Raw genomic sequence first — 13,071 nt, 5'->3', positions numbered from 1 at the left:
GGCTCAGCCCCGGATCTCGCCGTGCTCGACGCAGACCGCCGACCAGCCCACCGGCAACACCTGCACCTTCATCCGGCGTCGGCAGTCGGGGCAGAACCGGGGCGGCTCCAACTGGCGGGCCGAGGCGCAGGCCGGGTGGGCGGCGGCCGTCGCCGCCTCACCACACCGGTCACACCACAGCGGGGTCGTCGTCATGGTCGTCACAGCGTGGCGGAGAGAGCCTTGACCGGCATCTTCAACTCGTTCAGCAGCTCCAGGTCGGCGTTGGCCGGTCGACCCAGCGTGGTCAGGTAGTTGCCGACGATCACCGCGTTGATGCCGCCGAGCAGACCATCGCGGGTGCCGAGGTCGCCGAGGGTGATCTCGCGACCGCCGGCGTACCGCAGGATGGTGCGCGGCATGGCCAGCCGGAACGCGGCGATGGCCCGCAGCGCGTCCTTGCCCTCCACCACCGGACGGTCACCCAGTGGGGTGCCGGGGCGCGGGTTGAGGAAGTTGAGCGGCACCTCGTGCGGGTTCAACTCGGCGAGCTGCGCGGCGAACTCGGCCCGCTGCTCGACGGTCTCGCCGAGGCCGAGGATGCCACCGCAGCACACCTCCATGCCGGAGTCGCGAACCATCCGCAGCGTCTCCCAGCGCTCCTCCCACGAGTGCGTGGTGACCACGTTGGGGAAGTACGACCGGCAGGTCTCCAGATTGTGGTTGTAACGGTGCACACCCATGTCGACCAGGTCGTCGACCTGCTCCTTGGTGAGCATGCCCAGCGACGCGGCGACCTGGATGTCGACCGCCGCCTTGATGGCGGCCACACCCTCGCGCATCTGCTTCATCAGCCGGGCGTCCGGACCGCGTACCGCGGCGACGATGCAGAACTCGGTCGCACCGGTCGCGGCGGTCTGCTTCGCGGCCTCGACCAGCGACGGGATGTCCAGCCAGACCGAGCGCACCGGCGAGGTGAACAGGCCCGACTGCGAGCAGAAGTGGCAGTCTTCCGGGCAGCCGCCGGTCTTGAGCGAGACGATGCCCTCGACCTCGACCTCCGGGCCGCACCAGCGCATCCGCACGTCGTGAGCGAGCTGGAGGGCGGCGGGCAGGTGCTCGTCGGGCAGGTTCAACACGGCGAGGACGCCGGCCTGATCGAGGCCGACACCGTCACCCAGGACCTGGGTCCGGGCCTGGTCGAGGATCTCTGGCATGGCTCGTACCCTACTAGGCCTGCGTTGAAGTCCCAGGCCGGCCAGGCGCGTCGAAACCAGCCTCGGGCCGCCCCATCAGCCGCGACGGCCTGGCGGCCCGTCGGCCCCCGCACCGAGTGGATTCGTCGGGCCGGTGGTGGCGGGTGGTAATTTCGCCCGGCGGGTGTCGGGCTGACCGGCACGCAAGCGGGGAGGGTGACGGTGGCGGACTGGCTGGCGGCGCTCGACCGCCGCGCCGAGCTGCGGGCGAAGGCCGGGCTCACCCGGCGACTGCATCCGCGTCCGGCCGAGGACGGGATGACCGATCTGGCCGGCAACGACTACCTCGGCCTGGCCACCCACCCGGAGGTCGCCGCCGCGGCTGTGGCGGCCCTCTCGGCGTACGGGCTGGGGGCGACCGGGTCGCGCCTGGTGCGGGGCTCCACCGACGCGCACCGGGCACTGGAGGAGGACCTGGCCCGATGGCTGGGCACCGACGGCGCCCTGGTCTTCTCCTCCGGCTACCTGGCCAATCTCGGCGCGCTGCGGGCGCTCGTCCAACCTCGGACGCTGCTCGTCTCCGACGCGCACAACCACGCGTCGCTGATCGACGGCTGCCGCCTCTCCGGCGCGGAGACGGTGGTCACCCCGCACGCCGACGTCGACGCGGTCGCCGCCGCTCTCGCGGCCGCTCCCGGTCGCCCGGCGGTGGTGGTGACCGAGTCGGTCTTCTCGGTCGACGGTGACCTTGCCCCACTGGCTCGGCTGCACGCCGTGGCCCGCCGCCACGGCGCGCTGTTGCTGGTCGACGACGCGCACGCGCTCGGCCTGACCGGCCCGGCCGGCGCGGGCGCGGTGGCGGCCACCGGGCTGGCCGGCGAGCCGGACGTGGTGGTCACCGCGACCCTGTCCAAGGCGCTCGGTGGCGCGGGTGGCGTGGTGGCCGGACCGGCCGAGTTCGTCCGGCACCTGGTGGAGACCGGGCGCACGTTCATCTTCGACACGGCACTGCCACCGGCGGTCGCCGCCGGTGTGCACGCCGCGTTGCGGCTCGCCCAGGTCGGCGACGACCTGCGCGCCGAACTGTCCGACCGGGTGGCGCTGGCGGTCGGTCGACTGCGGGCGGCCGGGTTGACCGTTTCCGCCCCCGACGCGGCGGTGATCTCGGTGACCGCCCCCGGGCCGGAGGCGGCGACCGCCTGGGCCGCGGACTGCCGGGACCGGGGCGTCGCGGTGGGTTGTTTCCGGCCGCCATCCACCCCGGACAGCCGCTCCCGCCTGCGGCTCACGGTCAGCGCGGGGGTGCCCCGGGCAGCGTTCGAGCGGGCGTTGGACGTCATCGTGGACTCTGCCCCGTGAGCGCGAGGAGTGAGCCGGGTTTGCGAGCCCCGCAGTCGCGAACAGATGGTGTCGCCGTGAGCGCGAGGAGTGAGCCGGGTTTGCGAGCCCCGCAGTCGCGAACAGGGGTGGCCCCATGACCGGGTGGGTGGGGCCGGTGTTGGTTACCGGGACGGACACCGAGATCGGCAAGACGGTGGTGACCGCGGCGATCGCGGCCGCCGCGCAGGCCTCCGGCCTGCGGGTGGCGGTGGTGAAACCGGGCCAGACCGGTACGGCCGGTGGTGAACCTGGTGACGTGGACGTGGTCAACCGGCTGGCTGCGCCGCTGACCGGTCGGACCTTGGCCAGCTACCCGGATCCGCTGGCCCCGTTGGCCGCCGCGCGGGTGGCCGACCTGCCGCCGCTGGAGTTGTACACGGCGGTGGACGCTGTCCGTGCGGAGGCCGACAAGCACGACCTCGTGTTGATCGAGGGCGCGGGTGGGTTGCTGGTTCCGATGGGGCTGCGGCCGTCGGGTGAGCCGTGGACGATGGCCGACCTGGCGGTGTCGCTGGGCGCGCCCGCGGTGGTGGTGGCCCGCGCCGGGTTGGGCACGCTCAACCACATCGCGTTGACCATGGAGGCGCTGGACCGTAGGGCGGTGCCGGCCGGCGTGGTGATCGGTGCCTGGCCGGCCCGGCCGGAGCTGGTGCACTGGACGAATCTCACCGACCTGGTGCCGAACCTGCTCGGCGCGCTGCCCGGCGGCGCGGGCGCGATGGACCCCGGTGTGTTCCGGCGTTCCGCGCCGGGTTGGCTCACCCCGTCCCTGCACGGCGTGCTCGACGACTGGCGGGTGTGGGCCGAGGAGAGCAGCTGAACACCTGACCTTTGTCGAGTGTCCACGCGGGTCGGGCTCCTCCCCGGTTGCGGGCCGTCATCGGCCGGCAACCGGGGATGTCGAACGTCGGAGCGCGGCGGGCCCGGTCAGGCGGCGGACAGGAACCGGTTGACCTCGCCAGCGAACTGGTGCGGGTACTGGAAGAGGAACCCGTGGTTCGCGTCCGGGTAGATGATCAGCTCGGCGTTCGGCAGGTGCCCGGCGAGCAGGTACGAGTTCGAGGTGGGCACCAGGATGTCGCGGTTGCCGTTTGCCACCAGCGTGGGCTGCTGGATCGCGGCCAACCTGTCGAACTTGGTGGTGCTGGGGATGCCCCAGTCGGCGATGGCCTCGGCCTGCGCGTCCCGTACGGCGAGCGTCGTGGGCGCGTCGCGGTCCTCCTGGCGGCTGAAGATTCGGCCGACGTACTCCATGCCCTTGGCCCGGCTCTCCTCGCTCGGGGCGAAGAAGAGGTAGAGCAGGTCCTCGGCGTCCTGTGCCTCTCGGTAGGCGTGTCCGCGGGTCTCTTCGGACCAGGCGTGGAAGTCTCGTCCGCCCTCCGGCCCGGTGCCGGCGAGGATGAGCCGACGCACCAGGTAGGGACGCTGCAGGACGATGCTCTGCGCGACGAAGCCGCCCATCGAGAAGCCGAACAGGTCGACGTTGGTCAGCGCGAGCGCGTCGATGAACGCGATCGCGTCGCGGGCGAACTCCCGTACGGTGTTGGGCACCTGTCCGGTCGATCCGCCGACCCCGCTGGCGTCGAAGAGGATGACCTCGCGCTCGGCGGCGATGTCGTCCACCAGTGCCGGGTCCCAGATGTCGATGTTGCCCCGGAAGCACTGCAGGAACACCACAGGCGTGCCGCCTGTCTTGCCGAATCTCCGGTACGTGTAGGTCGTCCCGCCGTTGGCCTGCACTGTCTGATTGGGCGCGGTGAGCAGTGACATGGTCTTTCTCCCGTTCGGAGCTGTCGTAGGTTGTTTAGATGACGACCATAATCTAACACTGGCAGAAAGATTGGCCGCGTAATCTAAATCTCAGCTGCGAGGGGTCTTCGCGGAACGGGGTGGGCTACCGCTCTGGTGCGGTGAGGGCCTCCCTGACGACGTCGAGGATCTCGTCCGACAGCGGTGTTCCACTCGTCGCCCGCGCCAGGGTGAGCGCCCCGACCATCGACGTCAGATCGACAATCGCGCGGCGACGGGCCTCCCCGCCCTCCGCGTCCTGATACTCGGCAACCTGGCCGAGAATGGACTCCAGCCCGGCCACGTACGCCTTCCTCAGCGGGCCTTCGACCGGGCCCCGGGCGGCGTCGGAGGCCAGCGCCGTGATGGAGCACCCGTCGCCCGGCGAGTCGCGGTGCGTGGCGGCGAGGTACTGCGCGAGGAGTTCGGCGCGAGCCTCCGCCCGGTCCGGGATCTCGCCGAGAAGCTTGTCCAGCAAGCTCTGGATCTCGTGGTGGGCCGTCCCGGTGGCGATGCCCATCAGCTCGTCCTTCGAGCTGAAGTGCTTGTAGAACCCGCCGTGGGTGAGCCCTGCCGCCGCCATGAGGTCCTGCACGCTCACGTCGGCGGCGCCGCGTTCGCGCAACAGCCGTGACGTCGCGGCCACCACCTCTTCGCGATGCCTCGCCGCGTCAGCCCGTGACGATCTACCCATCGAGCCGTCTCCTTCCGCGCTGTCCATTGGGCGAACCCGCGTCGTTTAGATTAGCTCTCTAATCCAAAGGCGGTGGGCCACTGGCGGGTCCGGGCCCCGGAGAGAGCGGCCGAACACCTGACTTTCGTCGGTGTCCGGGCAGGTCGCGCGTGGGTAGCCTGGCCGCCGTGCGGATCCTCGACTCCGCGCCGCCGGCGTGGTCGCACCGGCGGCGTCGCCTGCTGCTGGACGTGCTGCTCTGGGCGGTGGTAGCCGCTCCGGTCGGTTATGCCGGGGCCAGCCCGCCCTACCCGCCGTACGCGTTGCCGCTGCTGGTCGGCAAGCTGCTGCTCCTGGGTGTGGCGGTGGCGGCGAGCCGACGGCAGCCGTTGGTCGCCCTGGTGCTGGTGGTGCTCGGGTCGCTGGTCGATGGCAACTTCGTGTTCGCCATTCCGGTCTTCAGCTATCTCGCCGGACGGCGCAGCCCCACGGCGGGCCCGGTGGTCGCGGTCTTCGTCCTGATCGCGGCCGGCGGCACGGCGCTCAACCTGCTGCTGCTCGGCACCGGCGCGGCCACCTGGTTCCTGCTTGCCTCGGTGTTGCTCTTCGCCGCAGTGTTCCCCTGGCTGGTCGGCCGGTATCGGCGTCAGCAGCAGGAACTCGCGGAGGCGGGTCGCCGGCACGTCGACGCCTTGACCCGGGAGCAGCGCGGTGCCGCCGAGCGGATCCGGCTCCGGGAGCGGGCTCGGATCGCCCGCGAGATGCACGACTCGCTCGGTCACGACCTCAGCCTTATCGCGTTGCGCGCTGGTGCCCTGGAGGTCGCCGCCGACCTCGACGAGCGGCACCGGGCCGCGGCGGCGGAGCTGCGGGCCAGCGTCTCCGCCGCCACCGAGCGACTGCACGAGATCATCGGCGTGCTCCGCGAGGAGGGTGGCGCGTCGCTGCGCCCGAGCGGGGAGACCGTCGCCGACCTGGTCATGGGTGCCCGGGAGGCCGGCATGGCGGTACGGCTGGACGCCGCCCCGGCGGTCGCGGAGCTGCCGGCGATGACCGGTCACGCGGCGCACCGGATCGTTCGCGAGGCGTTGACGAACGCGGCCCGGTACGCGCCCGGCGCCCCGGTCGACGTGCGCCTCACCCGCGACGGTGACCGGGTCGAGGTGACAGTGGTGAACGACCCCCCACCGGCCGGGCCGCTGCCCGCCCCGCCGTCGCAGGGCAGTGGGCTGCTCGCCCTCGCCGAGCGGGTCCGTCTCGCCGGCGGGACGCTTGACGCCGACCACCGCCCCGACGGCGGTTTCGCGCTACGCGCGGTGTTGCCGGCAACCGCGCCGCCGCCTGAGGCGATCGGGTCGGCGGCGGAGGCCGAGTTGGCGCCGTGGCCGGAACCGTCCGGTTCGGCGCAGCGGCCGACCGATGCCGAGCGGCGGCTGCACGACGCCCGGCGGCGGGTTCGGCGCAGTCTGCTGGTGGCGCTGGTGGCACCGGTCGGCTTCGCCCTGGTGCTCTCGCTCGTCTACTACCCGGTGGCGACCGCCGGAACGGTGCTGGACCAGGCCACCTTCGATCAGATGCGCGTCGGCACCGCCCGCTCGGAGCTGACCGGGCTGCCCCGGCGGCAGTTGGAGGCCCCCACGACGGTTGGTCGGGCCGGCTGCGAGTACTACACCGACGGTAACTTTCCTCTCGCGGAGCCGACCTGGCGACTCTGCTTCACCGATGGCCGGCTGGTCAGCAAGGAGTGGATCGCCTAGTGGACACCGACACGACGGGGGCGTCGCCGATCCGGGTCGTGCTGGCCGACGACGAGGCGATGATCCGGGCCGGTGTCCGGGCCATCCTCGCCAGCGATCCCGGCATCGAAGTGGTCGCCGAGGCCGGCGACGGGCACGCGGCAGTGGAGTTGGTCCGGGCGCACCGACCCCGGGTAGCGCTACTGGACATCCGGATGCCGCGACTGGACGGGTTGGCCGCCGCCGCCGAGATCCGCCGGGTCGTGCCGGACACCGCGACGATCATGCTGACCACGTTCGGCGAGGACGACCACGTGGCCCGGGCGCTCGGGCATGGTGCCAGCGGATTCCTGCTCAAGGCCGGCGACCCGCGTGAGCTGATCGCCGGTGTGCACGCCGTCGCCGACGGCGGGGCGTACCTGTCACCCAGGGTGGCCCGCCGGGTGATCGAGCTGGGGGCCGGCCGGTTGGCCCGCCGACCCGCGGCACGGGACCGCGCCGCCGGGCTGACCGAGCGGGAACGGGAGGTGCTGGCCCTGGTCGGGGCAGGCCTCTCCAACGCCGAGATCGCCCGCCGGCTGCACCTCGTGGAGGGCACCGTGAAGAGCTACCTGACCAGCATCTTCACCCGGCTGGATGTGCGCAACCGGGTGCAGGCGGCGATCCTCGCGTACGAGGCGGGGTTGGTCGACGGCTGAGCGGGGACCGGCCGGCCCCCGCTCAGCGCGCCGTTCCTACGCGTCGCGGCGGCGCAGTGCGGCCCGGCCCAGCAGCAGCGCGGCGGCGGCCCACCCGGCGAGCAGGAGCAGCCCGACCGGGCGCGGATACGGCTCGGTGTCGCCGGCCAGGAAGTGCCCGCCGGCCACGCCGGGGAACACGTCGGCGATCCGGTTCAGCACGTCGATGTCCGGCTCCTGAAGCGACAGCGGCACGATCATCAGGGTGGCGAGGAGCACGGTGAGGGTGAGCACCGCGCTGCGTAGCGCGGCGCCGAGGCCCAGGGCGAGGACGCCGATCAGCGCCAGGTAGGCCGCCACCGCCACGATGTCGCCGATCGTGCCGGCGGTCGGGGCGCTGCCCCACTCGCCGAGCACCGGGCGGGCGACCAGGGCGCCGACGCCGCCGAGCAGCAGCCCGAGCGCGAAGGTGACCGCGCCCGTGACCGCGGCCTTGGCCAGCAGTACGCGACCCCGGGACGGGGTGCACTGCAACGTCGTCCGAATGGTGCCACTGGTGAACTCGGCGGTGATCGCGAGCAGACCCAGCGCCAGCACCACGTACTGGGTTAGCTCGACCGAGTCGATCAGCACGCTGCCGACGGTGACGATCCCCCGATCGTCGGTCGGGTCGTCGTTGGTGTTGTCGTTCGCCGCGTAGATGGCCAGTTGTCCGGCGCTCGCGGCCATCACCAGCAACCCGGCCAGCGCCGTCCACCAGGTGCTCCGCACCGAGGAGAGCTTGGTCCACTCGGCGGCCACGACGCCGTGACGGGTGTTGGTGCTCATCGCGCCCCACCTCCGGTCGGGCCGCCGGCGTACTCGACGCTGTCGGCGGTCAGTTCCATGAACGCCTGCTCCAACGACGCGGCGTGCGCGCTCAACTCGTGCAGTCGTACCCCCAGCTCGTGGGCCAGGTCGCCGACCTGGTCCGCGGTGACGCCGGTGACGGTCAGCTCGTTGCGGTCGGCCGCCTCGACGCTCGCCCCGGCGGTGGTGAGGCGCGCGGCGAGGGCGGCCAGCCCGTCCGGGTGCGGGCTGCGGACCCGGACCGCGACGGTGCTGCGGGCGATGACCTCGCCGATCGGCGCGTCGATGAGCAGCCGTCCCCGGCCGATCACCACGAGTTGGTCGGCGGTGAGCTGCATCTCGCTCATCAGGTGACTGGAGACGAAGACCGTCCGCCCCTCGTCGGCCAGTGAACGCATCAGCTGCCGCACCCAGCGCACCCCGTCCGGGTCGAGGCCGTTCACCGGCTCGTCGAACATCAGCACCGGCGGGTCGCCGAGCAGCGCGCCGGCGATGCCGAGCCGTTGGCCCATGCCGAGGGAGAGCGTCCGCCCCGGCTTGCCGGCGGCCCGTCCGTCCAGCCCGACGGTGTCCAGCACCTCGTCGACCCGGCGGGTCGGGATGCCGTTGCTGTGCGCCATGGCCCGCAGGTGCGCCCGGCCGGACCGGGCCGGATGGATGGCCCGGGCGTCGAGCAGCGCGCCCACCTCGTGCAGCGGCCGGCGCAACTCCCGGTACGCGCGCCCGCCGACCAGGGCCTGCCCGGCGGTGGGACGGTCCAGCCCAAGGATCATCCGCATGGTGGTGGACTTGCCGGCGCCGTTGGGGCCGAGAAAGCCGGTGACCCGGCCGGGCGCGACGTCGACTGTCAACGCGTCGACCGCGACGGTCGACCCGAACCGCTTCGTCAACCCACGTAATGTGATCATGCGCTGACGCTAGGCGAACGGCAGGTTGCCCCACCGCGCCCGAACGGCACCACCCACCCCTCACTTTCGTCAGGTCGGTGGCGGGCTGATCACCGTACGTACTGCTCCAGGAGTGCCGGGGTGAGCCCGGCCCGGTGGATCGCCTTCAACGCCGCGAGGAGGTCGTCCATCAGCGCCGGCCGGAAGTGCATCAGCAGCACGTCGCCAGGTTGGACCACCTTCTCCGGGGTCTGGTAGCGCACCTTCCCCTCGTGGACCGTCTCGGTCCAGTGGAAGACCGCCTTCGCGCCGCAGTCGTATGCGGCCTTCAGCGTGGTGCTGTCATGCTCACCGAACGGTGGCCGGAACAGGGTGGGCCGCTTGCCGAACAGCCCCTCCAGCCGGTCGGCGCCGCCGCAGATCTGCTGCTTCTGATAGTCGTACGACCGGCCGGCCAGCGAATTGTGCGCGATGGTGTGGTTCTCCACGACCCCGCCCACCGCCTCGATCTGCCGGAAGTAGTCGGTGTGCTCCGCCGCCGCCGGCGAGTTGAGGAACATGGTGACCGGGATACGCGCCTCCCAGACGAAGTCGATCACGCCCGGTGGGCGGGCCAGCCCACCGTCGTCGATGGTGATGAAGGCGACCTTCTGGTCGGTCGGCAGACGGTGCCAGAACGGGGCCGAACCGGTCGTCGGCAGCTGCACCGGCTGCGGCAGCGGCGCCTCGGGAAACGTCGGCACCTGGGACACGTACCAGGCCAGGCTCTTGAACGCCGGTTTCGTGGTCGCCGACGGCGACGCCGAAGGGGTCGGAGCCGACGCGGACGCGGTCGCCTCGGCCCCGGTGACCTGCCGGGCGTGGGCCGGGTGGCCCGGGCCGACTGTGCAGGCGGTCAACGCCAGCAGGGCCAGAAGCGTTACGACGACAGGGATCCGGCGGGTGGGGATGGCTGACACGCCCGGAAACATACCGACCTGAGATCAGGATCCGGTCAGCCCGGTGACCCTGGGGATCGGCGGACCACGAACGCGTCCGGCATCCGGAAGGTCAGATTGTCCGGGCACCACGGCGGGCGGAGCACTGTCACCCCGTCCAGCAGCGGCGCGGCCTCGGCCACCACCACGGCCGCCTCCATCCGGGCCAGCACGTCCCCGACGCAGCGGTGCGCGCCCGCCCCGAACGCCAGGTGCCGGCGTGACCCACGCTGACCCGGTCGGAACTCGTCGGGCGACTCCACGACCGCCGGGTCCCGACCGGCGCGGCCCAGCCACAGCACGAGGCTGCTGCCCGCCGGCACCACAGTCCCGCCCAGCGTGCTATCCGTCGCGGCCACCCGACGCCACGTGACGATCGGTGGTTCCAGCCGCAAGCCCTCCTCCACCACGTCGGCCACCGCGACCTCGCCGGTGCGCAACCCGGCCCGTACCAACGGCTCGCCGGCCAGCCGGTGCAGCAGCAGGGTGAGGAACTGCGAAGTGGTCTCCTGCCCGGCGACCAACAGGAAGAAGAGCGCGCCAACCACCACGTCCGGCGGGTGCCCGGCCGCGCGCAGCTCCGCGGCCAACCCGCCACCGACGGCCGCGAAGTCCCGCAGTACGTGGTGGAACCGGCCCACCTCGGCGGCGAGCGCCAGTTGCCGGTCGGCGTCCAGTGGTGCCCAGAACAACTCCAGCGCGGCGCGGGCGAACTCCTTGACCGCGCCGACCGGCGCGTCCGGCAACTCGACCAGCCGGGCCAGCACCAGCAGCGGCAGGTCCGCGGCGAGGTCGGCGTACAGGTCGACCGGCGCACCGGTGTCGAGCGCGGCGCTGAGCCGGGCCACCCGGTCCCGGACCAGCGCGGTGAGCCACTGCCGCTGCGCGGCGACCCGGGCGGGGTGCAGCGCGTCGGCGACAATCGCCCGGATCTGCGGATGGCTCGCGCCCGAGTTGTTCGCCAGGGTCGGCGGCAGCCGGAACCGGTGCCCGGCGAGCACCCGCAGCGCGGTCACCGGCATCGGCGTCACCGCGTCCAGCGCGTTGTCCGGCCGGTAGGTGACCGGGTCGGCGAGGACCTGGCGGACCAGCGCGTGCCGGGTCACGACCAGGTGGGTGCCGCCGACGTGGTCCGGCACCCGGGCCACGTCCGGCCATGCGGGGTCGGCCACCTGCGCCCAGCTGCGGAACAGCACCCGGACACGCTAGCTGGCGGCCCCCGGCAGCCCGGCCCGCAGCCGCCAGACGGTGGTGCGCTTCACCCGCACGCTCTCCAGCGCCTCCGGCACCGGCACGTCGTACGCCGCCACCTCGTCGAAGCGGTCCCGGGGCAGGAACGCCCGGCCGGGATCACCGACCAGCGCCGGCGCGCCGGCCCGCGCGGCGCGCAGCAGGAACCGCAGAACCCGGCGGGCCATCGCCTCGCTGTAGAAGACGTCCCCGGCGAGCACCACCTCGGCGTCCCCGGCGTCGCCGTCGAGGATGTCGCCGAACTCGGCGTCGACGCGTACCCCGTTGGCCTCGGCGTTGAGCGCGACCGCCGCCACCGCCAACTCGTCCACCTCCACGGCCCGCACCGACGCCGCGCCGGCGCGGGCGGCGGCGATGGCCACCAAACCGGAGCCGGAGGCGAGGTCGAGCACCCGCCGGCCGGCGACCAGCTCCGGGTGGTCGGTCACGTAGCGGGCGAGGGCCTGGCCCCCGGCCCAGGCGAACGCCCAGAACGGCGGCGGCCGGTCGCTGGAGAACTCGCCCTCGGTCAGCTCCCACAGCCCGATCGGCTCGTCGGCCTGGTGCAGCCGCACCTCGGGAACGAAGGCGACCGGGGCCAGCCGGGCGTGCAGCCGGACGAACGTGCTGGAGAGCTCGGACACGGCGTGATTCTCCCAGCGGCCCGACTGCCGGCGTGTCGCGGGGGAGCGGTGACCGGTTCACCACGGTCGGTGAAAACCCACACCAGCCTTGCCGTCCGGTGCGAACACACCCGTCTGGTCGGGCCGGTGCCCCGCTTCTAGCGTTGCCCAGTGGAGGCGACCGAACGGAGGACGGCGGTGGTGACGGTGTGGCGGTATGCGCTGAGGGCAGGGGTGGTGCTGGCCTGTCTGAGCGGGGTGGAGCTGGCGGCGGCCGCCCCGGCACAGGCGGCCTTCACCACCGAGATGAGCGGCCTGCCGGGACGGTTCACCGCCGGCGAGCAGGTGCGGACGATCTCCGCGGTGGTCTCCCAGACGGATCGGCGCGGCGGGTGCGCCAAGGTGCGCTGGTCGATGGTGCTCAGCGTGCAGGGCCTCCGGCTCGACCAGGTGAAGATGGACCGGGTGGAGGAGAACGGCGACTTCCCGCTGGAGATCCGTACCGAGGGTGACGTGGCCCGGCTGACCGACCGGCAGCTCGACCCGGGCACGCTCTGCCCAGGCCGCACGGTCACCGCCCGCTACCGGGTGGCCTTCGCCGAGGACGTCACCCAGGGGCGGGTCACCCTCGCCGCTGAGGCGTACGACGCCAACCTGCGTCTGCTGGCCCGGCAGACCGCCACCCGTTCGGTGGTGGGGGTGGGCGGTGCCCCGACCAGCAAGCCGAAGCCGACGAGGACCCCACCGGAGCCCACCGAAGCCGCGAGTGCGCCGACCGAGGACGAGAGCGCGGCGACGGAGGAGCCGGTCGCCGAGTATCCGGCGGACGCCGCACCACCGGCGGCCAACCGTCCGGTCTCGCAGTCCGGCGCGTTCGGCGTGGTGCAGGTCGCGTTCCTGCTCGGCGGGCTGCTGCTCTTCCTCGGCATGGGGCTGCTGCTGCGGCTGCGGCAGCTGACCCGGGCCGCCGCCGGGGACACCGACGAGGCCGACGAGCCCCCGGTGGACCGGCGCTGGGAGCGCCCGGCCGTGGCCGACCCCTGGCGCCGGGCGCACCGCTGATCTGGCCGTGGGGC

The 13,071-nt window shown here is 72.9% G+C and carries 14 protein-coding genes; 5 read left to right on the top strand and 9 right to left on the bottom strand.

Going from position 1 to position 13,071, the window contains the following annotated elements; translation table 11 throughout:
* Positions 1-3: 3 nt before the first annotated feature.
* Both bsaP and bioB read right to left on the bottom strand, forming a co-directional pair.
* Positions 4-195, bottom strand: a complete 192-nt coding sequence (gene bsaP / locus DLJ59_RS14770; RefSeq protein WP_124773075.1) for a biotin synthase auxiliary protein BsaP — start codon at positions 193-195, stop codon at positions 4-6.
* 5 nt (positions 196-200) lie between these two features.
* Positions 201-1,196, bottom strand: a complete 996-nt coding sequence (gene bioB / locus DLJ59_RS14765; protein WP_124773074.1) for a biotin synthase BioB — start codon at positions 1,194-1,196, stop codon at positions 201-203.
* A gap of 201 nt (positions 1,197-1,397) precedes the next feature.
* Here bioB and DLJ59_RS14760 point away from each other — a divergent pair, with 201 nt between their 5' ends.
* Together DLJ59_RS14760 and bioD are read left to right on the top strand one after the other, a co-directional pair.
* On the top strand, positions 1,398-2,534 hold the full coding sequence (locus tag DLJ59_RS14760; protein ID WP_124773073.1) for an 8-amino-7-oxononanoate synthase: 1,137 nt from the start codon (positions 1,398-1,400) through the stop codon (positions 2,532-2,534).
* A 115-nt stretch (positions 2,535-2,649) separates the two neighbouring features.
* Positions 2,650-3,375 carry a dethiobiotin synthase gene (gene bioD / locus DLJ59_RS14755; protein WP_124773072.1) on the top strand — a complete coding sequence of 242 codons (726 nt, stop codon included), beginning with the start codon at positions 2,650-2,652 and terminating at the stop codon, positions 3,373-3,375.
* Between the two features lie 107 nt (positions 3,376-3,482).
* Here bioD and DLJ59_RS14750 read toward each other — a convergent pair whose 3' ends face one another.
* Together DLJ59_RS14750 and DLJ59_RS14745 are read right to left on the bottom strand one after the other, a co-directional pair.
* Positions 3,483-4,325: an alpha/beta fold hydrolase gene (locus tag DLJ59_RS14750; protein WP_124773071.1), complete on the bottom strand. Its 843-nt coding sequence runs from the start codon at positions 4,323-4,325 to the stop codon at positions 3,483-3,485.
* A gap of 124 nt (positions 4,326-4,449) precedes the next feature.
* Positions 4,450-5,037, bottom strand: coding sequence for a TetR/AcrR family transcriptional regulator (locus DLJ59_RS14745; protein WP_124773070.1), 588 nt, complete (start codon positions 5,035-5,037; stop codon positions 4,450-4,452).
* A gap of 167 nt (positions 5,038-5,204) precedes the next feature.
* On the opposite strand from DLJ59_RS14745, the gene DLJ59_RS14740 reads away from it, so the two are divergent.
* Entirely contained in the window at positions 5,205-6,773 is a 1,569-nt protein-coding gene (locus tag DLJ59_RS14740; protein ID WP_244236025.1) for a sensor histidine kinase, read from the top strand.
* A 59-nt stretch (positions 6,774-6,832) separates the two neighbouring features.
* A complete protein-coding gene (locus DLJ59_RS14735) occupies positions 6,833-7,450 on the top strand; it encodes a response regulator (protein ID WP_244236031.1) in 618 nt (205 codons plus the stop codon).
* Between the two features lie 36 nt (positions 7,451-7,486).
* Here DLJ59_RS14735 and DLJ59_RS14730 read toward each other — a convergent pair whose 3' ends face one another.
* The 5 genes from DLJ59_RS14730 to DLJ59_RS14710 form a co-directional block, all read right to left on the bottom strand.
* Positions 7,487-8,257, bottom strand: a complete 771-nt coding sequence (locus DLJ59_RS14730; RefSeq protein ID WP_244236024.1) for an ABC transporter permease subunit — start codon at positions 8,255-8,257, stop codon at positions 7,487-7,489.
* Positions 8,254-9,186 (bottom strand): ATP-binding cassette domain-containing protein, encoded by a 933-nt coding sequence (locus DLJ59_RS14725; protein WP_124773067.1) that lies wholly within the window; start codon positions 9,184-9,186, stop codon positions 8,254-8,256. Before DLJ59_RS14725 ends, DLJ59_RS14730 begins: the two co-directional genes overlap by 4 nt.
* Positions 9,187-9,275: 89 nt before the next feature.
* Positions 9,276-10,124, bottom strand: coding sequence for a polysaccharide deacetylase family protein (locus tag DLJ59_RS14720; RefSeq protein WP_244236023.1), 849 nt, complete (start codon positions 10,122-10,124; stop codon positions 9,276-9,278).
* Between the two features lie 35 nt (positions 10,125-10,159).
* Entirely contained in the window at positions 10,160-11,338 is a 1,179-nt protein-coding gene (locus DLJ59_RS14715; RefSeq protein WP_124773065.1) for a cytochrome P450, read from the bottom strand.
* A gap of 9 nt (positions 11,339-11,347) precedes the next feature.
* Complete coding sequence (locus tag DLJ59_RS14710) at positions 11,348-12,016, bottom strand: class I SAM-dependent methyltransferase (RefSeq protein ID WP_124773064.1); 669 nt, start codon at positions 12,014-12,016, stop codon at positions 11,348-11,350.
* A 150-nt stretch (positions 12,017-12,166) separates the two neighbouring features.
* Between DLJ59_RS14710 and DLJ59_RS14705 the strand changes: the two genes are divergently transcribed.
* Positions 12,167-13,057 (top strand): hypothetical protein, encoded by an 891-nt coding sequence (locus DLJ59_RS14705; RefSeq protein ID WP_244236022.1) that lies wholly within the window; start codon positions 12,167-12,169, stop codon positions 13,055-13,057.
* Positions 13,058-13,071: the final 14 nt, after the last annotated feature.

It is taken from the genome of Micromonospora inaquosa (assembly GCF_003857055.1).
In the GTDB taxonomy this organism is placed as follows: Bacteria; Actinomycetota; Actinomycetes; order Mycobacteriales; family Micromonosporaceae; genus Micromonospora; species Micromonospora inaquosa.
This window is presented reverse-complemented; position numbering and strand designations above follow the sequence as displayed.

What these genes read in the sequence shown, in the direction of transcription:
- DLJ59_RS14725 (WP_124773067.1), bottom strand. Translation starts at nt 9,186, where the DNA reads ATGATCACATTACGTGGGTTGACGAAGCGGTTCGGGTCGACCGTCGCG.
- DLJ59_RS14730 (WP_244236024.1), bottom strand. Translation starts at nt 8,257, where the DNA reads ATGAGCACCAACACCCGTCACGGCGTCGTGGCCGCCGAGTGGACCAAG.
- DLJ59_RS14745 (WP_124773070.1), bottom strand. Translation starts at nt 5,037, where the DNA reads ATGGGTAGATCGTCACGGGCTGACGCGGCGAGGCATCGCGAAGAGGTG.
- bioB (WP_124773074.1), bottom strand. Translation starts at nt 1,196, where the DNA reads ATGCCAGAGATCCTCGACCAGGCCCGGACCCAGGTCCTGGGTGACGGT.
- DLJ59_RS14735 (WP_244236031.1), top strand. Translation starts at nt 6,833, where the DNA reads ATGATCCGGGCCGGTGTCCGGGCCATCCTCGCCAGCGATCCCGGCATC.
- DLJ59_RS14750 (WP_124773071.1), bottom strand. Translation starts at nt 4,325, where the DNA reads ATGTCACTGCTCACCGCGCCCAATCAGACAGTGCAGGCCAACGGCGGG.
- bsaP (WP_124773075.1), bottom strand. Translation starts at nt 195, where the DNA reads ATGACGACGACCCCGCTGTGGTGTGACCGGTGTGGTGAGGCGGCGACG.
- bioD (WP_124773072.1), top strand. Translation starts at nt 2,650, where the DNA reads ATGACCGGGTGGGTGGGGCCGGTGTTGGTTACCGGGACGGACACCGAG.